Below are 23,063 nucleotides of genomic sequence, written 5' to 3'. Positions count from 1 at the left end.
TAATTCAAAATTATACGGCACACTATTCAAAGTTATATGAATAATCAAGGTTAAATTTATATTTTGTAAGTACATAACAAACTGTATATATACCAATAAATAATATAGAAAAAAAGGTTTTGAATAGACCTTTTTTTAATGTAAAAATAAAGAAAAAAATTACAATATTACAAAATAATGATATAATATAAGTTGTAAATTAATATAAGAATGTTAAATCAATTTAAATTAGGAGGAAAAATGAATAAAAAAGTTAAAATGGGATTACTCATAACTTTAATGCTAGTAATAAGTATAGCTATAATATTTAATAGAGAAGAGCCAGAAAAAATAGTTGTTGATGGATACAATGTAGAGCAACTTAATTTACAAATAAATATGAATGTTGATAAAGAATTTGTTGATCCGAATTTTTCGTATGTCCCCACATTTTCAAAATATCACTTAACTGAAAAAATAGATTTTGTAACAATTGATCCACCTTATACTATTAAAAATATGACAACTATTGGAATTAACTATACGGATAATGGTATTGATACGACATTTTTTCCTGTTTTGTATCTTCAAGGTTTTTATAAAAAAGAAATTTCAGAAAAAAATCATTTTATAAAAATTGAAGATAAATACTATAAGAATAAACAGCTTATAGATTATATAGTTTATGAAGATAAAAATGTAATAGTCTATAATATTAGTAATTTAATAAATTTTTATGATATAGATACTAAAATATCAAAACTAAGTAATATGTACAAAGAAAAAAATTATGACTATACATGGATAAAAGGTATGCATGATTATTTTCTAAACAACAATGTATTAAAAATATATAAACAACTATAAAACATATGAGAAATACTAGAAAATACTTTAGTAAAATACATTTTAGTATTTTCTCTTGTTCTAATAAATGTAGTGTTAGTATGTTAAAATTCTTAATTATTACCTTAACATATAAATAGACAACAGTGCGCAAATCAAAAATCTATTGAGATTGAGAAATAAAATGATATAATAGTTAATAGATATTGTATACAATCAGTAAAACTAAATAAAATTAAAGGTGCTTATTACTTATTATTAAGCTAAGAGGGAAAGAGGTTGAAAGCCTCTGCAGCCCCCGCTACTGTAAATAGGGATGAAATCTTTACACCACTAACAGCCTTGTTGGGAAGGTAAGAAAGTAAGATGATCTATAAGCCAGGAAACCTGCCTTTAATATTAAAGCTACAACTACTTCGGTGGGAAGTGTGTTGATTTTTATAACACATATTAGCTTTATGTGTTTTTTTAAAGCAGAAAATCCAGATTTTTTCATAAAGAAAACAAGTGTATAGAATATCGTTTATTATTAAAACATGACTAGACAATATATTAAATTGGAGTGGATATAATGGCTAAAAATATTATGTTTCAAGGTACAGGTTCTTCAGTTGGAAAGAGTATTTTGACAGCAGGTTTGTGTAGAGTTTTAGTACAAGATGGTTATAAAACTGCACCATTTAAATCTCAAAATATGGCTTTAAATTCATTTGTGACTAAGGACGGAAAAGAAATGGGAAGAGCTCAAGTAGTACAGGCAGAAGCAGCAGGTATAGAGCCTACTGTTGATATGAATCCTATTTTACTAAAACCTACAAGTGATGTAGGAAGTCAAGTTATAATAAATGGGGAAGTACATGGAAATGTGAAAGCCTTTGATTATTATAAAAAGAAGCCAGAACTAAAAAAATGTGTATTAGATGCATATAACAATTTAGATGAAAAATTTGACTTAATAGTAATAGAGGGTGCGGGTAGTCCAGCAGAAATCAATTTAAGAGACAATGACATTGTTAATATGGGAATGGCAGAGATGGTTGATGCTCCTGTTTTATTAATAGGAGATATAGACAGAGGAGGAGTGTTCGCATCAATTTATGGAACATTAATGCTTTTAAGTAAAGAAGAACAGGAAAGAGTTAAAGGTTTTGTAATCAATAAATTCAGAGGAAATGTTGACATCTTGATGCCTGGAGTTAGAATGCTGGAGGAAAAGATAAATAAACCTTGCTTAGGAGTAATACCTTATATAGATTTAAACATTGATGATGAAGATAGTGTTACAGAAAGATTTAGAGACAAAGGGAAAGGAGATATAAATATAGGAGTAATAAAGCTCCCTTATATATCAAATTTTAGTGATTTTACGCCTTTGGAATTAGAGCACGGCATAAATGTAAAATATATATTGAACTCTGATGATTTTGAAAATATAGATTTATTGATAATACCTGGCAGCAAGAATACCATAAAAGATATGAGATATTTATATGACACTGGATTCGATAGGATTATATACAAATTACATAGAAAAGGTATACCTGTTATAGGGATTTGCGGCGGTTATCAAATATTAGGACAAACGATAACTGATCCAGATAGTATTGAATCTAATACAAATAAAATTAATGGTCTTGGATTATTAAATACAAATACAATAATAACTGCAACTAAAGAAACTAAACAGATATCAGGCATTATTAATGAAGAACTAGAGATGTGTAAGGATATCAAAGATACTAATGTATGTGGATATGAAATACACATGGGTCAAACAACTTTATCCTCAGATACTAAGCCATTTATAACACTAGAAGATGGCAGAAATGACGGTGCTGTTAATAAAAAAGGTAATGTTGTTGGAACATACCTACATGGTATTTTTGAAAATGATGAGTTTAGAAAAGCCATTATAAAGCATCTAATGGAGAAGAAGGGGCTAGAGCTAAAAGAAAATGATATCAGCTATAATGATTATAAAAATAGAGAATATGATAAACTAGCTGATTTAATCAGGGAAAACTTAGATATTGCTAAGGTTAAGGAAATCATGGGGTTATAATATGGAAAAATTAATTGTTTTTTTGATAGCCATATTTTTAGATTTCATTTTAGGGGATCCTGTTTCTTGGCCTCATCCAATAATATATGTAGGTAAATTGATAAGTTATCTTGAGAAAAAAATAAGAAAACAAAATATTATATCATTAAAAACAGGTGGATTTATATTATTAATACTAAGTGTACTGATTGTTGTCAGCATACTAAGCATAATACTAGGTTTAGCAGGCTATATACATCATTATGTAAAAACAGTATTGATTATATATTTTATCTATACTTCACTAGCTTCAAGATGTTTACATGAAGAAGCGCTGAAGGTTTATCGAGTTTTAAAAAGCAAAGATATACAAAAGGCAAGAGTACAGTTATCTTATTTAGTAGGTAGAGATACAAAGGAACTAAATGAAGAAGAAATAACTCGTGGAACAGTAGAAACAGTAGCAGAAAACACTATAGATGGTGTGTTAGCACCAATGTTCTATATTATAATAGGTTTTCTGATAGGGTTTCCTGTGCAGTTGGTTTATATATACAAAACAGTAAATACACTAGATTCAATGGTTGGATATATTCAACAGCCATATACAGAGATAGGTTGTGCCTCTGCTAAGTTTGATGATGTACTCAATTATATACCAGCTAGGATTGGTTCAGTATTTATGTTATTAGGTGGTTTATTTTTTAAATACGATTTATCAAATGGATTCAAAATCTTAATAAGAGACAGAAGAAATCATAAAAGTCCAAATTGTGGATACCCAGAAGCAGTAGCAGCGGGATTATTAAACATACAGCTTGGAGGGACAAACACATATTTTGGACAAAAACTCTACAAACCTACTATAGGTGATAAAAACAGAAATATTGATATAGAAGATATAAAATCAGCAGTAAAAATAATGTACAGCTCTCAGGCTTTGATAATCCTTGTAACAATAATAGCGTTTTATATGTCTAATTAACTAGGTTTAGTAGAAATCAGTACAACGAAGGAGTAAATCATATGAATAAACATGGTGGATATTACGGAGCAAAACAAGATGTAATTGATTTTAGTGTTAACATTAACCCATTAGGAGTTTCCAAAAAACTCGAGCAGACTATAGTAGATGGCATAAAGCAAATTCATAAATATCCTGAGATAGATGGAAAATCTACTATTGAGTATATCGCTAATCACTATAATCTAAAAAATGATGAGTTAGTATTAGGAAATGGTGCAATAGACCTTATTTACCTGTTTGCTAGAGCATTAAAACCTAAAAAAGTGCTTGTAATTCAGCCTACATTTAATGAATATAAGAGAGCATTTAAATTAATTGGCTCTAAGATTTATGAGTATATATTAAATACGGACAAATTTGAATTAGATGTGAAAGAGTTAATAAATTATATGCATGAACTTAAGCCGGATGTAGTAGTTATATGCAATCCAAATAACCCAACAGGTACATATCATGATATTTGTAAAATGAATGAAATACTAGAAGCTGTAAAAGAAATAAACAGTATATTATTTGTAGATGAATCGTTCATAGAATTTTCTAATAAAGAATCTTTGATTAAATATGTGTCATCATATCCTTTATTTATACTCAGATCAATGACTAAATTTTTTGCAGTTCCGGGATTGAGATTAGGTTTTGGCGTAAGCAATAAAAATATAATAGCAAAAATGAATGAATATAAAGAACCTTGGAGCGTGAATTATCTGTCATTAATATCAGTACCCGTTTTATTGGAAAATCAAGAGTATATTAATAAGACTCTTGATTGGTATAAAGCAGAAAAAGAATATGTATATGATAATTTAAAAGAGCTTGAAGCAATAAAAGTTTACAAGAGCTCAACAAATTTTCATCTTTGTAAGGTTAAAGAATCAAATGCAGAGCTATTAAAAGACAAATTATTAAAAAAAGGTATATACATAAGAACCTGCGAGGATTTCTCGGGTTTAGACAATACATTCTTTAGATTGGCTTTAAAAAAGCATGAGGACAATGAGAAATTGATATGTGCTTTAAAAGAAACAGCAAGGGGTGAAATAGATGAACATAACACTTGTGACAGGTGGAGCTAGAAGCGGAAAGAGTACTTATGCAGAACGCTTAGCTAGAGAATCAAATAAAAAAGTTACATATATTGCAACAGCTATACCGTTTGATGATGGTATGAAGGATAGAATAAAGAAGCATAAGGCATCAAGACCAAGCTATTGGAGTACCATAGAAAGATACAAAGAGTTTTCAAGTATGAAAGCTATGCCAGAATTTCAAGAAGCTGACTTGTTATTACTCGATTGCATGACTGTTTTAGTCTCTAATTTATTATTAGATAGTGGTCTTGATTTTGATAATTGCTCTATGGCACAAATTGACTCTTTAGAAGAAGATATATTTAAAGAAGTAAATGAATTAATAGATACTTTAAGGTCATATGACAAGAGTATTATAATTGTAACAAATGAGCTTGGTATGGGTATTGTACCGGCATATAGAATGGGAAGAATTTTTAGAGACATTGCAGGTAGAGTAAATCAATATATAGCAAGTATTGCAGATGATGTTTTTTTAACAGTATCAGGAATACCATTAAAAATTAAGTGAGGTAATTAATATGAAAGGCTTTTTATTAATGATAACTTTTTTAACAAGGATACCAATAAAGATAAACTTCAAGTATAAAAGCGAGGATTTTCTAAATGCTATTTTCATGATGCCATTAGTAGGTCTAATAATAGGTGGATTTATGTATTTAGTAGCATTGTCATCTAGGTGTTTTGACAAACCAGTAGTGAGCGTATTTATATGGGTTTGTTATATTTGGATAACAGGTGGACTTCATATAGATGGATTAGCAGATTCAATTGATGGAGTTTTTAGTAATAGAGGTAAAGAAAGAGCTTTAGAAATAATGAAGGACAGTAGAGTAGGTACATTTGGAGTATTAGCTATTTTTCTTGTATATGCTTTAAATATAGTATTAACCAGCTATGTTGAAATAGGATACATAATATTAACGCCAATAGTCGGAAGATGTTGTGCAGTTTTTGCAGCTTCAATAAGTGTATATGCCAGACCAGAAAATGGAATGGGTAAAGGAATAATAGAAACGTGCGGTACAAAAGAGGCAGTTTTAGCGATAATGATAACAGCTGTAGCTTCATATTTGTGTGTAGGGGTAGAAGCATTAGCAATATTATTATGGATTATATTGCTAACTATTGGTTTAGTGAAGTATTTTACAAATAGAATAGGTGGAATGACCGGAGATACAATAGGATTCACAGTAGAGTTTATGCAAAGCATATTTTTATTGATTTCGTATGTAGTCATCACACTGACAAAAGCTTTACCTGCTTAAAAAAAGCAAAATCAAACTGAGGTGAATAAAATGAAATTGATATTAGTTAGGCATGTTGAGACAGTTGCTAATTTTGAACAAAGATATATTGGTCATATTAAATCTGAGATAACCGAAAAAGGAATGAAGCAATTAGAAGCTTTAGTCAGTAAATTAGATGAATTAGACTTTGATAGTATTTATACTAGTCCTATGCCAAGAGCAAGGATTATTGGGCAGAGAATTAATCGTAAAATACCTATAATAGAAGACGGCAGGTTAAAAGAAATGAATTTTGGTGTATTCGAGGGACTAAATTTTAAAGAAGCACAAAATAAACATAAAGCTGTTTGGAATGAGTGGACAAAAGACTATATTAATTATAAGCTTCCTAAAGGTGAAAGCTTGATACAGGTGCAAGAAAGAGTAAAGGATTTTATTAAATCATTAGATGATAATGGTACGTATTTGATAATAACACATGGTGGTATTATACACTGTTTGCTGACATATTTACTAGATTTAGATATAGATAAAAGATGGCATTTTAAGATAGGTTTAGGAGCAGTAATAGAGCTTGAGTATAATAATGGCTACGGTATAATGCTGAGTATGACAAAGGGTGAGTTTAATGAATAGGATAATGATTGCAGGTACAGCAAGCGGTACAGGTAAGACTACTGTTAGCTTAGGTATCATGGCTGCTTTAAATAAAAGAGGAAGAAAAGTTTCGCCATTTAAAGTTGGACCAGATTATATAGATCCACAATTTCATGAATTTGTTACAGGTAATCCTTCACATAATTTAGATAGCTGGATGCTTGATGAAAACAGCTTAAAGTATTTGTTTCAAAGGAATTCAAAGGAAATATCAGTAATTGAAGGAGTTATGGGTTTATATGATGGATTTGGAATAAAAAAAGATAATGGCAGTTCAGCACATGTATCAAAACTATTAAAAGCTCCAGTTATATTAGTAGTAGATGGCAGAGGAATGTCATCAAGTATATCTGCTATGGTCTTAGGATATAAAAAATATGATGAAGCTGTTGATATAAAAGGAATAATCATAAACAGATTATCAGGTAAGGCACATTATGATTTGTTAAAAAACTGCATAGAAAGTGATTTAGGAATACCATGTTTAGGTTATCTACCAAATAAATTAGGTATTTCATTAGAAAGCAGACATCTTGGACTAATACCTGCACAAGAGGTTGCAGAGTTGAGAAAAAAAGTGGATGAATTAGCAGACTTAATTGAAAAGTATGTTGACATAGATGCATTAGAAGCTATAGCAAGCTCCGCAGAAGTAATGGAAAGTGCTAAAAATCCATGTGAAAAGTTAAAAGGTAAAATGAAAGGTATAAAAATAGGATATGCATGTGATAAAGCATTTAGCTTCTATTATGATGACAATCTAAAGCTTTTGAAAGAGATGGGTATAGAGTTGATACCATTTAGCCCTATAAATGATGATGATATACCACAAGATGTAGATGGCTTATACATAGGAGGCGGTTTTCCAGAAGTATTTGCAAAAGAATTGAGTGATAACACTAAATTTAGAAGTAATCTTAAAAAAGCCTTGGACAATGGCATGCTAGCATATGCAGAATGTGGTGGTTTGATGTATCTGACAAAAGAAATAAAAACGTTAGATGACGAAGTTTTTGAAATGACAGGTTACTTTGATGCTAGGTCAGAAATGACAGGGAGACTGCAAAGATTTGGATATGTAGAAGTTGATGTATTTAAAATGAGGACAAAAGCACATGAATTTCATCGTTCGAAGGTTATAGCAGATAGTGATATTACTACTGCCTACGATGTCTACAAGATAAGAAATGGTGTTATAAATAAACAATGGAAATGTGGTTTTCTAAAAAACAATACACTTGCAGGATATGCACATATACATTTTTACAGCAATCCTGAGTTGCTGGAATATATGTTGAAACGAATTAAATAATACAATGATGTTACATAAACGCTTCAAAGATTTTAAACTCAAGTTAGTAAGGTTTATGATTCTATTATAGTAAATATATGTGGGAGAATAACGAATTTAATGAATTTGTTTTAGTTCTTTGCTATACTTGAGGGAGCCATGCAGGAATCTTTCTCGTCACGGTGGTGTACAAGTTCTTTCTGATTAGAAGTGAAAGGAAAGAACTTGCGCACCAATGTTCCTTAGAAAGAAACCCTGCATGTCTCCTAGTAACTATACTGGTTATATATTGTAGCTATTTTTTTGGGTCTTTTATTGTAAAAACTGAAGATGCAACATTTGAATTTGATATTTGGTATTATTGAGTTAAGCATAAGAAATAAGGATTGAAATAAAGGAGATGATAATATTGGATTTTATAAAAAAACCTCAAGATATTGAAAAGAGAAGCTTTGAGATTATTACAGAGGAATTGGGAAAGACGTATGACGATAGGTTTGTAGATGCAATAATTAAGAGAGTTATACATACAACAGCTGATTTTGAATATGCAGAAATTATAGAAATACATCCTGATGTAGTAAAAAACATTATAAATGCGATAAAAAGCGGTTGTAAAATATATGGTGATACACAAATGGTTATGTCAGGAATAAATAAAAGAAGACTCGCAAAATATGGCGTAGAGGTTTGTAACTTCGTTCATGATGAAGATGTTGTAAAGGAAGCTAAAGAGTTGGGTGTTACCAGATCAATGGTAAGTATCAAAAAAGCATGTAAGGATGAAAATGTAAAAATATTTGCAATAGGAAATGCACCTACAGCTATTTTTGCATTAAAAAAACTTATAGATGAAGGCTATGCAAAACCTAATGCCATAATAGGTGTTCCAGTAGGATTTGTTGGAGCGGCAGAATCAAAGGAATTAGTAAAAGAATTAGGTGTGCCATATATTATCACAAGAGGCAGAAAGGGTGGAAGTCCAGTAGCTGCAACTATAATAAATGCGATATTATATCAAATGGATGAATAAAGATGGATAAATATATAGTGAAAAAGGGAAAAAAACTGAGATATGGATTTACTACTGGTTCATGTGCAGCAGCAACAGCCAAAGCAGCGGTGAAAATGCTTTTTGCAGGAAAAGAAATTAAGCATATAGATATTGATACACCTAAAGGGTGGAAATTAAACCTTGAAGTTGAAGATGTAAAGCTGACAAAAACTGTAGTAAGCTGTGCTATAACAAAAGATAGTGGAGATGACCCTGATATCACAAATGGGATAAAAATTTATGCTAAAGTTCAAGCTATAGAAAGCAATATAGTAATAACTGGAGGCAAGGGTGTAGGCGTAGTGACCAAAAAGGGATTGTCAGTAGAAGTAGGAAACCCTGCAATTAATCCTGTGCCAATGGAGATGATAAAAACAGAGGTATCAAAGGTACTGCCTGAAAATAAAGGTGTGAAGATAGAGATATCAGTACCCAAAGGAGAAGAAATAGCAAAAAAAACCTTTAATCCTAAGTTAGGTATAATAGGAGGAATCTCTATCATAGGTACTTCAGGAATAGTTGAACCAATGTCAGAAGAAGCGCTCAAGGATTCATTAGCATTAGAGCTACCTATAATGAAAGAGAACAATTGTGATGAAATAATCTTTTGTAGCGGTAACTATGGACAAGATTTTGTGAAAAATAATGGAATAAAGGCAGATAGAATAGTTAAAACAAGCAATTTTATTGGTTTTATGTTAGATAAAGCTTTAGAAGTTGGTATAAAGAAGATTTTTATTGTAGGACATATAGGTAAATTCATAAAAGTTGCGGGTGGCATTTTTCATACACACAGCTCAGTTGCAGATGGACGGATGGAAATATTAGCGGCAAATTGTGCTATGCTTGGTGCTCCAAAATCATTAATAGAGAAGATAATGAACAGCATTACTACTGAAGAAGCAGTAGAGTATATATATGAGTATAATTTTGAAGCAGTTTTTGATATAATTGCACAAAAAATAAGTGATAGATGTAAAACTAGAGTTTATGATGAAATAGAGATTGGTTGTTTAATATTCTCACAAAATAAAGGACAATTAGGGATATGTAAGAAAGGTAAAAAACTGTTGGAGGATTTTAAAGATGAATAAAATCAAAGTAATAGGTTTAGGACCGGGACATCCTGATTATGTTTTACCAAAGGCTAAGAAAGAAATAGAAGCACTAAATGTTTTAGTAGGCGGTAAAAGAAATTTATTCAGCTTAGATACAAGTGATAAAGCAGTATATGAAATTAAAGGCAATTTAGAAAATATGAACAGCTTTATAAAAGAAAATTTAAAGAATAGTGATATTGGAGTAGTAGTTTCTGGTGACACAGGCTTTTACAGTATGCTTAGATATATAAAAAGAAACTATCCAGATGAACAGATAGAAGTAATACCAGGTCTTAGCTCAATACAGTACATGTTTTCAAGAATAAACGAAAGCTGGGAAGATGCATGTTTGACAAGCTTGCACGGTAGAGAGATTGATTTGAAAAATGTCTTACAGCAATACAATAAAGTTGGAATACTAACAGATAACAAATGGAAGCCTCAAAATATTGCTAAAAAGCTTTTAGAAGAAGGCTATGAAAATAAAATAATGTATGTAGGAGAAAATTTATCATATGATGATGAGAGAATAACAAAAGGTTCATTACAAGTGATAATTAATGCTAAACCATTTAATATGTGTGTGGTGGTGATAACAGATGAAAAGTAATTGGAACTATTCAACACTGGGAATACCTGATGAAATGTTTATCAGAGCAAAAGTTCCTATGACAAAGCAAGAAGTAAGAGTAGTTACTTTAGGAAAATTAAGAATTAATTCCGCTGATACAGTCATAGATATTGGAGCAGGAACAGGTTCACTATCTATAGAAGCAGGATTGGCTGCAAAAAACGGAGTAGTATATGCAGTTGAAAGAAAAGAAGAAGCAGTAAGCTTAATTAAAAAAAACATAGAACATTTTGGTTTATCAAATATAGTAACCATAAAGGGTGAAGCACCTAATTGTATAAATCAAAAATTAATGGTTGATAAAGCTATTATAGGTGGTTCGGGAGGCAAGATAGATGAAATATTTAATTGGCTTGATTTACATCTAAAACCACAAGGCAGAATAGTAGCGAATACAGTAACAATAGAAAATACATATCTATTAATACAAAAGCTTAAAGAAAAAGGATATGAAGATATAGATATTACTCAAATAGGGATAGCTAGAGGTAAAAGCCTAAGCAACCTCACTATGATGATAGGGCAAAACCCAATTTATATAATATCAGCAGCTAAAGGAGTGAGAAAATGACAGGAAAGTTTTATGGTGTAGGTGTTGGACCGGGAGATCCAGAGTTACTTACAATTAAAGCAGTAAAAATACTAAAGAAAGCTGATATTGTAGTAAGTCCTATAACTAAAAATAACAAGAAAAGTGTTGCATTTGAAATAGCTAAGAATTATCTTAGTGAAGATATAGAGTTCTTAAACCTGTTGTTTCCAATGACATATAATCAAGATGAGCTTGATAAAAAATGGTTTGAGAATGCTCAAATAATTAGTAAAGAAGTGGATGATGGGAACAATGTAGTTTTCCTAACATTAGGTGATCCTATGCTTTACAGCACGTATATGTATCTATTACCACATCTATATAAGTTGAATATAAAAGCTGAAACAATATGTGGAGTGAATTCATTTAGTATGTTAGCAGCACGGACAAACATTCCATTAGTAGCTGGAGATGAAAAACTTGCAATAGTTCCATTAAGAAGAAATTGTGAAGATTTAGATGATATATTAGACAAATTTGATAACATAATTGTAATGAAACCATCACATGATAACAAGTTACTTGCACAGAAGCTTGAAGAAAGAGGCTTAACTAAAAACTTCTTACTAATATCAAAGTGCGGGATGGATGAAGAAAATATCTCATATGACATAGAGGATTTAAAAAAAGATGATTTACCATATCTATCAACTGTAATAATAAAGAAGAGAGGGATTTTACATGAATAAAGTATATTTTATAGGAGCAGGACCAGGAGATCCAGATTTGATAACTGTTAAAGGTAGAAAACTTGTAGAAAAAGCAGATATAGTAATATATGCAGGGTCATTAGTAAATCCACAGATAATAGAATGCAGAAAAGCTGACAGCGAGTTATATAACAGTGCAGGCATGACACTTGAAGAAGTTATAGAAGTTATTATAGAGGGAGTTAAAAACAATAAGCTTGTAGCGAGAGTTCATACAGGAGACCCTAGTATCTATGGAGCTATAAGAGAACAAATAGATATATTAAACAAAAATGATATAGAGTGTGAAGTAGTACCAGGAGTTAGCTCATTTACAGCTTCAGCAGCTGCACTAAAAAAAGAATTTACTTTGCCTGATGTATCACAAACAGTAATATGTACTCGTTTAAGCGGTAGAACACCAGTACCAGAAAAAGAAGATCTAGAAGCTTTAGCGTCCCATAAAGCATCTATGGCAATCTTTTTATCTGTACAAATGATAGGTAATGTAGTTCATAAGCTTTCAAAGCATTACAAAATAAATACGCCAATCGCAGTTATACAGAGAGCTACATGGGAAGATCAAAAAATAGTATTAGGAACATTAAAAGATATAGCACAAAAAGTCAAAGAGGCAGGTATAACAAAAACCGCACAGATACTTGTTGGTGATTTTCTAGGTGATGAGTATTCGCTTTCAAAGCTATATGATAAAAGCTTTACTCATGAGTACAGGAAGGGTAAATAATGAAGTGGGCAGGCATTGGACTTACAAAAGGTGCTGTCAGCTTACTGAAAAAGATAAAGGAAACAAATAATCAGATAGATTTATATGTATTAGATAAATTCAAGGAAGAAGATATAGGAGTAATAAAAGGAAGTCTAAAAGAATTTGTTGGAGTATTAATTAAAGAATATGATGTCATAGTCTTTGTAATGGCAACAGGTATAGTTGTTAGGATGATAGCTGATCATATAGTTCATAAAAGCGTTGATCCAGCAGTTTTAGTTTTGGATGAAAAAGGAGCTTTTGTCATAAGCTTGTTATCAGGTCATTTAGGAGGAGCTAATGATATGGCTAAAAAACTTGCCTCTGATATAGGTGCTGTACCCGTTATAACAACGGCTTCTGATGTAAACAACAGCATAGCTGTAGATACATTAGCAATGAAGCTAAATTGTCACATATTAAATATGAATAGTGCAAAAGATATAACAGCTATGATAGTCAATGGTGAAGAGGTAGGAATTATATCTGAAATTCCTATAGCCTTTGATTTACCTAAAAATATAGAATTAATAACAATTGATAAACAAGAATCTAAAAAAGGTATAATTTATATAGGAAATAAAACAAACATGAAATTTATAAAACCAGTATCACAGATAGTACCTAGAAATATAGTTTTAGGAATTGGATGTAGAAGAGGCACGACTAAAGAAAAAATCTTCGAGCTTATACAAAAATCATTTAAAGAGTTACAAATACATCTAAGTGCTATAAATACTATATCGACAGTAGATGTTAAAAAAGATGAAATTGGTATATTAGACATAGCAAAGCATTTTAAAGCTAAATTAGATATAATCAATAGAAGTGAGATAGCGAAAATAGAACATAAATTTGAAAGCTCTGATTTTGTAAAGAAGACAATTGGTGTAGGAGCTGTATGTGAACCGTGTGGTTATATAGCATCAAAACAAGGTAAATGTTTATTAAAAAAAACAAAATTAAGTGGAGTAACATTGTCAGTGTGGGAGGAAGATTATGAGTAAAATATACGTAGTAGGATTAGGACCGGGTAATATCGAATGCATGACACAAGAAGCTATTTCAGCAATAGCTGATAGTGATACAATAGTAGGTTATAAAACTTATGTAGATTTAGTACAAAGTTTAATAGAGGATAAAGAAGTAATATCTTCAGGAATGAGAAAAGAAATTGATAGATGTACAATCGCAGTGACGTGTGCTTTGCAGGGAAAAACAGTAGCTCTAATAAGTAGCGGAGATTCAGGAGTATACGGCATGGCTGGAGCTGTATTAGAAGTAGTAGAAAAATCAGGAGAAGATATTGAAGTCGAGGTTATACCGGGAGTAACTGCCGCGAATGCAGCCGCAGCGTGCTTAGGAGCACCATTGATGCATGATTTTGTGGTGATTAGCCTCAGTGATTTGTTAACAGACTGGGGGCTTATAAAGAAAAGATTACATTGTGCAGGTGAAGGAGACTTTGTTGTATGCTTATACAATCCAAAAAGTAAAGGCAGACCAAAGCATATAGAAGAAGCAAGGAGAATACTATTACAATATAAAGAAGGTACAACACCAGTAGGAATAGTTAGAAATGCAAAAAGAGACGGTCAGCAGGTGGATATAACAACATTAGATGAAATGCTAAATAAAGAAATAAACATGTTTACAATGGTTATAATAGGTAATAAGAGCTCATATATAAAGAATAACAAAATAATAACCCCAAGGGGGTATAAAGTGTGATTTTAGTTTTGTCAGGAACAAAAGATGGGAGAGAGCTAATAAACATATTGTTAAAACAAGGCTTTAAAGTTCTGGCATATACAGCAACTCAGTATGGGAAAACTTTAGTTAACAGGCATGAAAATTTGAAGGTAGTAGCTAATAAATTAAACAGTGATGATATGAAAGATGTTATAACAGAATATAATATTTCACATGTAGTAGATGCAACTCATCCGTATGCTGAAAATGTTTCAAAAAATGCAATATCAGCTTGTAAACAGCTGAATATAGAATATATAAGATTTGAAAGAAAATCAACTGATATTGATATAGAAGAAAAGCTCATGTTTAACAACTTTGAAGAAGCTGCAGTTTGGTTGAAGGACAAAACAGGAAATATTATGCTAACTATTGGAAGTAATAATTTAAAAGTATTTACATCTCTTATAAAAACTGATAAACTATTTGTAAGGGTATTACCAACGCAAAAAGTAATACAAATGTGTGAAGACATTGGATTAAGACCTAAAAACATAATAGCAATGCAGGGTCCATTTTCAAAAGAGCTTAACAAAGCTTTATTTAATCAATATGATATAAAATATATGGTTACCAAAGATAGCGGAAATATTGGCGGGACGAAGGAAAAACTGGAAGCTGCTAAAGAATGCAATATAACAACATTAGTAATAAAAAGACCTCAAATTGATTATGGCATTAAATATTATGATTTCGATTCAATAATACATAGATTAAAATAGTTTAGGAGATGTTGTATGGCAAATAGTTTTTATGAAAAAGTAGAGATTAATCCTGTCATAGCTGCGGCAGGCAGCATAGAAAAACTGGAAGAAGCATTAGTTTCACCATGCGAAATAATATTTTTACTAACTGGTAGTATTTTCAATCTAAAAAACTTAGTAGAAAAATGCAAGAAGCATGATAAAAGTGTATATATACACATTGATTTACTAGACGGATTTTCGAGAGACATAGTTGCATTAAGATATATAAGTGAAAACATAAAACCAGATGGTATAATAACAACAAAAAGCAATTTGATTAAACCCGCAAAAGAGCTAGGTTTATTTACAATACAAAGATTATTCATGTTAGATTCTCTTTCATTAGAAACAGGTATAAAATTAATAACAAACACAAAACCAAATGCAGTAGAAATTATGCCCGGTATAATGCCAAAAGTAACAAAAATACTAAGCAGTCAAGCAAAAGTACCAATCATAACAGGAGGACTAATAATAGACAAAGAAGACGTAATACAAAGCTTAAAAGCAGGTGCCATAGGGATTTCAACAAGTCAAAACGATATATGGTACATGTAATGAAAGGAATCAAATAAAAACGAAATTAAAGTTTATCCTCATTTTAATATATTACTTAACCTTTGCAGTAGTTTGATTACTGCAATTTTTTTGTGCAGAAAAAGAAGGGGGTTTAGTTAATGGTTTACTGTTATGGTAAATAAGAGTATAATGGTGTTGGGGGTTGGGTTAGGATGGTTCGTGAATGTAGGAGTTAGGCAACAGAAAAATAATATTTTTTAGAAAAACGGTATAGTTTAACATAGCTTTTTTAAATAAAACATATATTTAGGAGGTATAAGTATGAGAATTACAAATATAAAGTTATATGGTTTTAAAGATAAAAAGAGGATAGTTAATTTATCTTTTCCAGAAGAATCTGTATCTGTAATTTATGGTGTTAATGGAAGCGGAAAGACATCTTTATTAAAAGTTATTAATGCAATATTAATAAAAGATGAAAGTACGTTATTGAAAGAAAATATTAATATAATTGAAATTACTTATAAGGAGAATAGATCAAGGAAGAAGAGTATTTCTATAAAAAGGAAAAATGTTGAATCGAATTATAGCGATGAGTTAGGTGAAATTCTAGTGTCTGATTTTCCAAATAAGAATAAAGAACAAATAATTCAATACATATTATCAAATCACGAAACAGAGGATAAATATGATTGGAATCAATTTGATGAAAGTAATCTTGGAGATGTATCATCTATTCTTTTTGGAGTAAATAGAGGTATTAGCACACCAGTTAATATTCCTATAGATCAAATCGAAGATTTCATAAAAAGTCGTGGTATTAAATATGGATTAAGTAGAAACGCGGGAATATCGTTAGCAGAAGATTTAACAGATTACTTAAATAGATATCGAATAAAAAGAAACCGTAATATACAAAGAAGAAAAACTTATAATTTGGATACCAAAAATTGTATACTCGATAAAATCGATATGGAAACAGTTGAAGAATTAATTTTTAATAGATTCAAATTAGCTAATCTCAAAAAGACTGAAAGAGTGAATAATGCATTATTTGAAACGTTATCAGATGCAATATATTCGGATGAGCTAGATAATGGTAAAAAAATACACCAAATTCCAGAAGGATTTGAGACAACTTTAATAGAGAATAGAGATAAATTGCTTGAGGCTTTACGTAATAGCCCTGATAATACTTTACAGAAAAATATAATTAAAATAATGGAGAAAAAGAACATTAAAAAAATTTTAGGTGAGTGTAAAAAAAATGATTTATTGTTAAATTTACTAGTTAAGATGATTGAAGAATTAAAGGAAGAAGAGAGTATTTTAGAATCAATCAATCTATTAGAAATGATATTTAATCGTCAAATAAGCTCAAATAAGAAGCTTGTTGTTGACAAGGATGGCGTATATATAAAATTTAAGGATGAAGAGAATAACCATGGATTAAGTGGCTTATCAAGTGGAGAACGACACTTGCTATCATTTCTTACCATATTTTTGATAGATGCAAACCAAAGGGACTTAATTATGATTGATGAGCCAGAACTTTCATTGAACTTAAAATGGCAAAGAGAAATTTTAGAAATTCTTCAAATTGTTGCTCCAGCATCTCAGATTATTGTAGCCTCACATAGTCCAGCAATTTCTAGACGAAATACGAATTATTTAGTTAAATTAAGTTAGGAGGATAACTTATGCATGAAGATATGGAGCAATTAATTGAAGAGCTTTTTAATGAAGCATTAATGACAGAAACACCATTAGTTATTGTAGAGGGTCAGGATGATATCCAATTCTATGAGAATTTAGCAAATTCTATAAGTAAAGAAATACTAGTAATTGCTATAGAAAATATTAAAGACTACTCTGAAGGTTGTGAAAATGTTATAAAAGCAATTAAAAGCATGCAATCAGTAATAGTACTGAAGAATTATTATAAAAAATATTTGTTAGGTATAGTTGATAGAGATAGTAGATATTTTAAAAACTCAATACCAAATATAGAGTGTTTGTTTATATTAAAATATTATTCATATGAGAGTCACATGGCGAATAGAAAAGCCTTATATAATATTATTCAATATATAACAGGTGTAAGCCAGAGTATGATAAATGAAGAAGTATTAAGGTATGTTGAAAAAGATTTATTTAGTGATTTTCAAGAATTATATTATATAAGTCTTGAAGCATTAAAATTTGCAGTTGATGATGGATATAATAATCTTGTTAGATATAAAGATAAAGCAGGTAAGTTATTTGGTGAAAATAAAGATAAATTATTATCAGAGCTTTATAAAAAGAAAAAAAACTTAGAAATATTCGCCAATGAAAGGAATATTTTAATTGGCGATATCAAATACATTGCTAAAGGGAAATGGTATTTACATGTATATGCAAAAAGTACATTTAAAAATATTAAAACTTTACATATTGCTTGTAAAAATAATAATATAGAACAGTGTCAATATTGTAGAGTTGGAAAATTTAATAAATGTCTATACAAACCGAAAAGTAATTTCCAGCTAGGTCAAATTCTAAAGTTATTATTGACAAGCTATGATGAAGAGGAGGTATCTTACATAAAAGATAGACTTAGACTTTTAGCCTAATATTATTTAATGTAACTGATATTGGATTATCTTTAATGCTAATTGTAATTTGATAAGGAATATAATAGTTAATACCAATAACAGTATAAAGTTTATTATAATCTACCAAGTTTTGATATTCAAATGGTAAAAGTCCTTCTATATAAACTTTTGAACCTAAATCTAATTTTGATTTCATAGCTACACCTCAATAATTATTATTAACATATAGTATCTGCTTTAGTCAGTTTGATTTACATAGTTTATTATATGAAGTATTAAACAATTTGATTACACCCAATGGGACAATACACCCACTGGGGCAATGACATCAACCTAAGAATACAAAAATTAGCAATACACCCACTGGGGATGGTTCTTTTTGGGTGACATGCGTGTCGATATAATGATAATTAATAGTGTCTAAGCATGGATGATAAGACATACACAGGACTCAAAGACATTTTTGAAACATATTTACTGGAAGGAGGGACTGATCTTAGACACATACAGGAACTTCAAGTGCATTCAAGTCCAAAAACTACAGAGATATATACACATGTTACATAAAATAGTCTTAGAAATATATAAAGTCCATTGGATAAATGATTAAGTAGGAGAGTTCTACTACAGGAAGATTTCACGAACCAAAGTTCGTAAATCCTTCTAATATTAGTGGTATTCACGAATTTTGGTTCGTGAATGCAAGAGTTAGGTGAAAGATTAATGTAATTTGAGAGTGTAGCTGTATGGTATTTTAATTAATTATTTTGAGTATTTGAAAAATATATGAAGTTAATCAAGATTATATTTGACGGAGGTGTTTTGGATTGGAAAAATATATTGCTCTTTTACGTGGCATAAATATTAGCGGAAAAAATAAAGTATCAATGCCCTTATTAAAAATTGCATTTGAAGATGTAGGTTTTTTAGATGTTAGCACCTATATCAATAGTGGGAATGTTCTTTTTTCCAGTGATATTAGTGATAAAGACAAAATAATCAATCGGTGTAAAGCAATCATTGAAGAAAGATTTATGATAAGTGTTCCTGTGGCAATCATATCACTAAAAGAATTATCGGAAGCCTTGAATAACGCACCAAAATGGTGGGATATAAAGTCGGATAAAGAAGTAATACATCAGGCTATATTCCTTATTTCACCCATTACTGTTAAAGAAGTATATAAGGCAGTTGGAGATGCTAAACCAGAATATGAACAGGTTGATTACTATAAAAATATTATTTTCTGGTCTGCACCAAGAGTAACATTATCAAAAACGAGATGGTATAAAATCGCAAGTTCTTCAGTGAACAATAACGTAACAATTAGGAATGCCAGCACTACAAAAAAATTGCTTTTACTATCAAATGAGTGAATCTATTATGAGTATAAAATTAAGTTGTTAAAATTATAAAATAAAATTATGATGGAGATGGATAGTCGAGTAGTTTACATTAGTCCTACACCTAACAATAAAGTACACCCACTGGGGACGGTTCTTTTTGGGTGACGCGAGTGTTTAAGCATGATGATAAGCCACAGAACTTAAAGACATTTTTACGACATATTTACTGGCAGGAGGGACTAATCTTAGATATATACAGGAACTTCTAGGCATTCAAGTCTAAAAACTACGGAGATATATACATGTTACAAAAAATAGTCTTAGAAATGTCCAAAGACCATTTGATAAAATGATGAAGTAGGAGGAGTTCTACTACGACACCCACTGGGGACGGTTCTTTTTGGGTGACGCGTGTGTCTATATAATGATAATTAATAGTGTCTAAGCATGAAGATAAGCATATGGCATCATTAGAAAGTTGTAACTTCAAATTAAAAGTGACGTTATGGAGTTCTACTACAGGAAGATTTCACAAATAAAATTTTGTAAATCCGTATGATATCAGTAACAATCACGAATTTTAGTTAGGGATTGTAGGAGTTATGCAAAGTGATAATTGTGAAAAATAAAATATCAAGGAATAGTAAATCTTAAAACTGTTTCAAAAATTTTACAAAGGCAGTGATTATAGATGGATAGAAATATAATTAAGAGTGAATTAGATAGCATTGACTTAATAGAAAGTGAGATTGAGCAAATTAAAAAAACCCAATGGGGACGGTTCCAATTTGGGTGACGTAGGCGTCGATATAATGACAATTAATAGTGTCTAAGCATCAAGATAAGTCATATACAGAACTTAAAGACATTTTCGCAACACATTTACTGGAAGGAGAGACTAATCTTAGATACATACAGAAACTTCTAGGACATTCAAGTCCAAAAACTACAGAGATATATACACAAGTTACATAAAATAGTCTTAGAAATATACAAAGTCTATTGGATAAAATGATTAAGTAGGTGAGGTTCTACTACAGGAAGATTTCACGAAACAAAATTCGTAAATCCTTCTAATATTAGTGGTATTCACGAACTTTGGTTCGTGAATGCAAGAGTTAAGTGAAATTTTCATCCTTTATTTGATTAGGGATTAGATTTTGGGTGTTTGAAAGACTAGGGCATTATAGGTATTTAGCTTGCTCAAGGATTATTGAGAATATTTAAAGCTATTAGTAGTGAAAGGGTGATATCAAATGGCAGATGAAAAGTATAAAAGTTATAATCGTATTCACAATTATAAAAACCCATCTGATATTGAAAAAAGCAAAATAAAAAAAGAGACAGAGCAATATAAAAAATATAATAAGAAGATTAAAAAGTTAAGTAATCAAATAGTTAATAATTATGAAGATATTGATGATTCAATATTTGAACACCCACTGGGGACGGTTCTTTTTGGGTGACATGCGCGTCGATATAATGATAATTAATAGTGTCTAAGCATGGATGATAAGACATACACAGGACTCAAAGACATTTTTGAAACATATTTACTGGAAGGAGGGACTGATCTTAGACACATATAGGAACTTCTAGTGCATTCAAGTCCAAAAACTACAGAGATATATACACATGTTACATAAAATAGTCTTAGAAATATATAAAGTCCATTGGATAAAATGATGAAGTAGATGAGTTCTACTACAGGAAGATTTCACGAACCAAAGTTCGTAAATGCAAGAGTTAGACGACATGCGCTTGATGGCAAGAAAATTGTACATAAAAGGTGGTAGATAATTTGAGGAAGTTTATACAATATACAACTTTAGCTATATTATTATGGTTTGGTTTTCATATTGTCATAATAGTTTTTGATGGTTTAAATGATGACCTTGAGTTTGTGGACGTTGGTGTAGTCTTGGGGAATAAAGTAGAACTTGATGGTCAACCGTCAAAGAGACTTCAAAGAAGATTAGACAGAGCAATTGAGCTTTATGAGAATAAATATTTTAAATATGTTATAGTAAGTGGTGGTATAGGTAAAGAAGGATTCGATGAAGCCAGAGTAATGAAAGACTATTTGATACAAGCAGGCATTCCTGAGGATAGAATTATATTAGATAGCAAAGGTAGTAATACATTTATGACAGCAAAGAATTCAAAAGAAATAGTGGAAGAAATGAATTTAAATTCCGTAATGATAATATCCCAGTACTATCATATTAGTAGGACAAAACTAGCTTTCAACAAAGTAGGTTTTGACAAGGTATATTCTGCACATGCTAGGATATTTGAAATTAGAGACATCTATTCTTTAGTAAGAGAGTTTATTGCTTATTACAAGTATTTGGTGAGTTGAAACTGTAGGGTAGCCCATCGCCTAACACAGTTTTTGCGTAAAGGGTTACTAGGGCAGGTTTTTGGGGATTATACACCCACACCTTCTTACTGGGAGCGAAGCTCCGCCAAGGAGTATTCCTTATGGGACCAACTCGACGACGTCTCAAATGCAGGACGTTATATGAAAAGAATTCAATCTTATGGGTCTTTTTTGCTTATGAATTAGTATAGGGTTAAATAGAAAGAAGGGAATTACTAGACATATTAAGGAGGTTTTTGTATGAAATTTGAGATAATTGGGAGTGGTGGCTGTGTAGCATTACCAAAACCTTTATGTAATTGTAGTGTTTGTAAAGAAGCGAGAGAAAAAGGAAAACCCTATTCGAGATATGGATGTTCATTATTTTTACACGATATAAGTCTTTTGATAGATACTCCTGAAGATATTGTTCATGCAATAAACCATAGTAGCATTACTGAGATTAAAACTGTGTTGTACAGTCATTTAGATCCAGACCATACATTAGGTTTTAGAGTATTTGAACATTTGAGATTAAATTGGTTTGATATATCAGAAGGAAGAGAGTGTAATGAACCAATCGATGTTTTAGCAATGCCTCATGTAATGGATGATTTGAATACAATTAAATCAAAATATGGTACTTACTTGGATTATTATGAAAATACGCGAAACTTGATAAAACGTTATAAAGTAGAAGAATACAAAGAGATAGATGGAATTT

The 23,063-nt window shown here is 30.6% G+C and carries 26 protein-coding genes, 1 pseudogene and 1 riboswitch; of the genes and pseudogenes, 26 read left to right on the top strand and 1 reads right to left on the bottom strand.

Annotated features, from left to right (window positions below; translation table 11 throughout):
* The first annotated feature begins 240 nt into the window (after positions 1-240).
* The 20 genes from AYC61_RS06405 (at position 241) to AYC61_RS06310 (ending at position 18,649) form a co-directional block, all read left to right on the top strand.
* Positions 241-846 carry a hypothetical protein gene (locus tag AYC61_RS06405; protein WP_066498366.1) on the top strand — a complete coding sequence of 202 codons (606 nt, stop codon included), beginning with the start codon at positions 241-243 and terminating at the stop codon, positions 844-846.
* 201 nt (positions 847-1,047) lie between these two features.
* Positions 1,048-1,234, top strand: a riboswitch (cobalamin riboswitch).
* Positions 1,235-1,396: 162 nt separating this feature from the next.
* Complete coding sequence (locus AYC61_RS06400) at positions 1,397-2,887, top strand: cobyric acid synthase (protein ID WP_066498365.1); 1,491 nt, start codon at positions 1,397-1,399, stop codon at positions 2,885-2,887.
* Position 2,888: 1 nt separating this feature from the next.
* Complete coding sequence (gene cbiB / locus AYC61_RS06395) at positions 2,889-3,851, top strand: adenosylcobinamide-phosphate synthase CbiB (RefSeq protein WP_066498361.1); 963 nt, start codon at positions 2,889-2,891, stop codon at positions 3,849-3,851.
* 41 nt (positions 3,852-3,892) lie between these two features.
* Positions 3,893-4,969: a threonine-phosphate decarboxylase CobD gene (gene cobD / locus AYC61_RS06390; protein WP_066498356.1), complete on the top strand. Its 1,077-nt coding sequence runs from the start codon at positions 3,893-3,895 to the stop codon at positions 4,967-4,969.
* Positions 4,938-5,495 (top strand): bifunctional adenosylcobinamide kinase/adenosylcobinamide-phosphate guanylyltransferase, encoded by a 558-nt coding sequence (gene cobU, locus AYC61_RS06385; RefSeq protein ID WP_066498350.1) that lies wholly within the window; start codon positions 4,938-4,940, stop codon positions 5,493-5,495. Before cobD ends, cobU begins: the two co-directional genes overlap by 32 nt.
* Positions 5,496-5,505: 10 nt before the next feature.
* Positions 5,506-6,252: an adenosylcobinamide-GDP ribazoletransferase gene (gene cobS, locus AYC61_RS06380; RefSeq protein WP_066498343.1), complete on the top strand. Its 747-nt coding sequence runs from the start codon at positions 5,506-5,508 to the stop codon at positions 6,250-6,252.
* A 30-nt stretch (positions 6,253-6,282) separates the two neighbouring features.
* Complete coding sequence (locus tag AYC61_RS06375; protein ID WP_066498335.1) at positions 6,283-6,870, top strand: histidine phosphatase family protein; 588 nt, start codon at positions 6,283-6,285, stop codon at positions 6,868-6,870.
* Positions 6,863-8,203 carry a cobyrinic acid a,c-diamide synthase CobB gene (locus AYC61_RS06370; RefSeq protein WP_066498330.1) on the top strand — a complete coding sequence of 447 codons (1,341 nt, stop codon included), beginning with the start codon at positions 6,863-6,865 and terminating at the stop codon, positions 8,201-8,203. The genes AYC61_RS06375 and AYC61_RS06370 overlap by 8 nt, the downstream gene beginning before the upstream one ends.
* A gap of 388 nt (positions 8,204-8,591) precedes the next feature.
* Positions 8,592-9,215, top strand: a complete 624-nt coding sequence (locus AYC61_RS06365; protein WP_202906808.1) for a precorrin-8X methylmutase — start codon at positions 8,592-8,594, stop codon at positions 9,213-9,215.
* A 2-nt stretch (positions 9,216-9,217) separates the two neighbouring features.
* Positions 9,218-10,330 carry a cobalt-precorrin-5B (C(1))-methyltransferase CbiD gene (gene cbiD, locus AYC61_RS06360; protein WP_066498326.1) on the top strand — a complete coding sequence of 371 codons (1,113 nt, stop codon included), beginning with the start codon at positions 9,218-9,220 and terminating at the stop codon, positions 10,328-10,330.
* Positions 10,323-10,946, top strand: coding sequence for a precorrin-6y C5,15-methyltransferase (decarboxylating) subunit CbiE (cbiE, locus tag AYC61_RS06355; protein ID WP_066498324.1), 624 nt, complete (start codon positions 10,323-10,325; stop codon positions 10,944-10,946). Before cbiD ends, cbiE begins: the two co-directional genes overlap by 8 nt.
* Positions 10,936-11,538: a precorrin-6Y C5,15-methyltransferase (decarboxylating) subunit CbiT gene (gene cbiT / locus AYC61_RS06350; RefSeq protein WP_066498321.1), complete on the top strand. Its 603-nt coding sequence runs from the start codon at positions 10,936-10,938 to the stop codon at positions 11,536-11,538. Before cbiE ends, cbiT begins: the two co-directional genes overlap by 11 nt.
* Entirely contained in the window at positions 11,535-12,248 is a 714-nt protein-coding gene (gene cobI / locus AYC61_RS06345) for a precorrin-2 C(20)-methyltransferase (protein ID WP_066498320.1), read from the top strand. Before cbiT ends, cobI begins: the two co-directional genes overlap by 4 nt.
* The gene (gene cobM, locus AYC61_RS06340) at positions 12,241-12,996 is read left to right on the top strand and encodes a precorrin-4 C(11)-methyltransferase (RefSeq protein WP_066498319.1); all 756 of its coding nucleotides are present in this window, start codon (positions 12,241-12,243) and stop codon (positions 12,994-12,996) included. Before cobI ends, cobM begins: the two co-directional genes overlap by 8 nt.
* A complete protein-coding gene (cbiG, locus tag AYC61_RS06335) occupies positions 12,996-14,024 on the top strand; it encodes a cobalt-precorrin 5A hydrolase (protein ID WP_066498318.1) in 1,029 nt (342 codons plus the stop codon). The genes cobM and cbiG overlap by 1 nt, the downstream gene beginning before the upstream one ends.
* Positions 14,017-14,748: a precorrin-3B C(17)-methyltransferase gene (gene cobJ / locus AYC61_RS06330; RefSeq protein ID WP_066498316.1), complete on the top strand. Its 732-nt coding sequence runs from the start codon at positions 14,017-14,019 to the stop codon at positions 14,746-14,748. The genes cbiG and cobJ overlap by 8 nt, the downstream gene beginning before the upstream one ends.
* A complete protein-coding gene (locus tag AYC61_RS06325; protein WP_066498312.1) occupies positions 14,745-15,491 on the top strand; it encodes a cobalt-precorrin-6A reductase in 747 nt (248 codons plus the stop codon). Before cobJ ends, AYC61_RS06325 begins: the two co-directional genes overlap by 4 nt.
* Before the next feature lie 15 nt (positions 15,492-15,506).
* Entirely contained in the window at positions 15,507-16,073 is a 567-nt protein-coding gene (locus AYC61_RS06320; RefSeq protein WP_066498307.1) for a glycerol-3-phosphate responsive antiterminator, read from the top strand.
* Positions 16,074-16,355: 282 nt separating this feature from the next.
* A complete protein-coding gene (locus AYC61_RS06315; protein ID WP_066498306.1) occupies positions 16,356-17,723 on the top strand; it encodes an AAA family ATPase in 1,368 nt (455 codons plus the stop codon).
* Positions 17,724-17,734: 11 nt separating this feature from the next.
* Positions 17,735-18,649 carry a hypothetical protein gene (locus AYC61_RS06310; RefSeq protein ID WP_066498305.1) on the top strand — a complete coding sequence of 305 codons (915 nt, stop codon included), beginning with the start codon at positions 17,735-17,737 and terminating at the stop codon, positions 18,647-18,649.
* Here AYC61_RS06310 and AYC61_RS06305 read toward each other — a convergent pair.
* Positions 18,633-18,827 carry a hypothetical protein gene (locus tag AYC61_RS06305; RefSeq protein WP_066498304.1) on the bottom strand — a complete coding sequence of 65 codons (195 nt, stop codon included), beginning with the start codon at positions 18,825-18,827 and terminating at the stop codon, positions 18,633-18,635. The genes AYC61_RS06310 and AYC61_RS06305 overlap by 17 nt on opposite strands.
* 230 nt (positions 18,828-19,057) lie before the next feature.
* On the opposite strand from AYC61_RS06305, the gene AYC61_RS20635 reads away from it, so the two are divergent.
* From AYC61_RS20635 to AYC61_RS06285, 6 genes and pseudogenes are all read left to right on the top strand, one after another.
* Complete coding sequence (locus AYC61_RS20635) at positions 19,058-19,198, top strand: tyrosine-type recombinase/integrase (protein WP_082759825.1); 141 nt, start codon at positions 19,058-19,060, stop codon at positions 19,196-19,198.
* Positions 19,199-19,458: 260 nt separating this feature from the next.
* The gene (locus tag AYC61_RS06300) at positions 19,459-20,007 is read left to right on the top strand and encodes a DUF1697 domain-containing protein (protein ID WP_066498303.1); all 549 of its coding nucleotides are present in this window, start codon (positions 19,459-19,461) and stop codon (positions 20,005-20,007) included.
* A gap of 840 nt (positions 20,008-20,847) precedes the next feature.
* Positions 20,848-20,952 (top strand): annotated as a pseudogene (locus AYC61_RS20630) (tyrosine-type recombinase/integrase); the annotation flags it as partial.
* A gap of 281 nt (positions 20,953-21,233) precedes the next feature.
* A complete protein-coding gene (locus tag AYC61_RS06295) occupies positions 21,234-21,443 on the top strand; it encodes a hypothetical protein (RefSeq protein WP_066498302.1) in 210 nt (69 codons plus the stop codon).
* A gap of 335 nt (positions 21,444-21,778) precedes the next feature.
* Positions 21,779-22,339 carry a YdcF family protein gene (locus AYC61_RS06290; protein ID WP_066498300.1) on the top strand — a complete coding sequence of 187 codons (561 nt, stop codon included), beginning with the start codon at positions 21,779-21,781 and terminating at the stop codon, positions 22,337-22,339.
* Between the two features lie 261 nt (positions 22,340-22,600).
* Positions 22,601-23,063 (top strand): MBL fold metallo-hydrolase (locus AYC61_RS06285; protein WP_476691449.1); only part of this gene is annotated, 463 nt, incomplete at its 3' end.

Origin of the sequence: Abyssisolibacter fermentans (assembly GCF_001559865.1) — a bacterium.
Taxonomy (GTDB): domain Bacteria; phylum Bacillota; class Clostridia; order Tissierellales; family MCWD3; genus Abyssisolibacter; species Abyssisolibacter fermentans.
The sequence above is the reverse complement of the archived record's forward strand: the minus strand, read 5'-3'. Positions and strand labels throughout refer to the sequence as shown.

Excerpts from the sequence above, each read along its gene's own strand:
- AYC61_RS06405 (WP_066498366.1), top strand. The coding sequence starts at position 241 with ATGAATAAAAAAGTTAAAATGGGATTACTCATAACTTTAATGCTAGTA.
- AYC61_RS06400 (WP_066498365.1), top strand. The coding sequence starts at position 1,397 with ATGGCTAAAAATATTATGTTTCAAGGTACAGGTTCTTCAGTTGGAAAG.
- cbiB (WP_066498361.1), top strand. The coding sequence starts at position 2,889 with ATGGAAAAATTAATTGTTTTTTTGATAGCCATATTTTTAGATTTCATT.
- cobD (WP_066498356.1), top strand. The coding sequence starts at position 3,893 with ATGAATAAACATGGTGGATATTACGGAGCAAAACAAGATGTAATTGAT.
- cobU (WP_066498350.1), top strand. The coding sequence starts at position 4,938 with ATGAACATAACACTTGTGACAGGTGGAGCTAGAAGCGGAAAGAGTACT.
- cobS (WP_066498343.1), top strand. The coding sequence starts at position 5,506 with ATGAAAGGCTTTTTATTAATGATAACTTTTTTAACAAGGATACCAATA.
- AYC61_RS06375 (WP_066498335.1), top strand. The coding sequence starts at position 6,283 with ATGAAATTGATATTAGTTAGGCATGTTGAGACAGTTGCTAATTTTGAA.
- AYC61_RS06370 (WP_066498330.1), top strand. The coding sequence starts at position 6,863 with ATGAATAGGATAATGATTGCAGGTACAGCAAGCGGTACAGGTAAGACT.
- cbiD (WP_066498326.1), top strand. The coding sequence starts at position 9,218 with ATGGATAAATATATAGTGAAAAAGGGAAAAAAACTGAGATATGGATTT.
- cbiE (WP_066498324.1), top strand. The coding sequence starts at position 10,323 with ATGAATAAAATCAAAGTAATAGGTTTAGGACCGGGACATCCTGATTAT.
- cbiT (WP_066498321.1), top strand. The coding sequence starts at position 10,936 with ATGAAAAGTAATTGGAACTATTCAACACTGGGAATACCTGATGAAATG.
- cobI (WP_066498320.1), top strand. The coding sequence starts at position 11,535 with ATGACAGGAAAGTTTTATGGTGTAGGTGTTGGACCGGGAGATCCAGAG.
- cobM (WP_066498319.1), top strand. The coding sequence starts at position 12,241 with ATGAATAAAGTATATTTTATAGGAGCAGGACCAGGAGATCCAGATTTG.
- cbiG (WP_066498318.1), top strand. The coding sequence starts at position 12,996 with ATGAAGTGGGCAGGCATTGGACTTACAAAAGGTGCTGTCAGCTTACTG.
- cobJ (WP_066498316.1), top strand. The coding sequence starts at position 14,017 with ATGAGTAAAATATACGTAGTAGGATTAGGACCGGGTAATATCGAATGC.
- AYC61_RS06320 (WP_066498307.1), top strand. The coding sequence starts at position 15,507 with ATGGCAAATAGTTTTTATGAAAAAGTAGAGATTAATCCTGTCATAGCT.
- AYC61_RS06315 (WP_066498306.1), top strand. The coding sequence starts at position 16,356 with ATGAGAATTACAAATATAAAGTTATATGGTTTTAAAGATAAAAAGAGG.
- AYC61_RS06310 (WP_066498305.1), top strand. The coding sequence starts at position 17,735 with ATGCATGAAGATATGGAGCAATTAATTGAAGAGCTTTTTAATGAAGCA.
- AYC61_RS06305 (WP_066498304.1), bottom strand. The coding sequence starts at position 18,827 with ATGAAATCAAAATTAGATTTAGGTTCAAAAGTTTATATAGAAGGACTT.
- AYC61_RS20635 (WP_082759825.1), top strand. The coding sequence starts at position 19,058 with ATGGATGATAAGACATACACAGGACTCAAAGACATTTTTGAAACATAT.
- AYC61_RS06295 (WP_066498302.1), top strand. The coding sequence starts at position 21,234 with ATGGCAGATGAAAAGTATAAAAGTTATAATCGTATTCACAATTATAAA.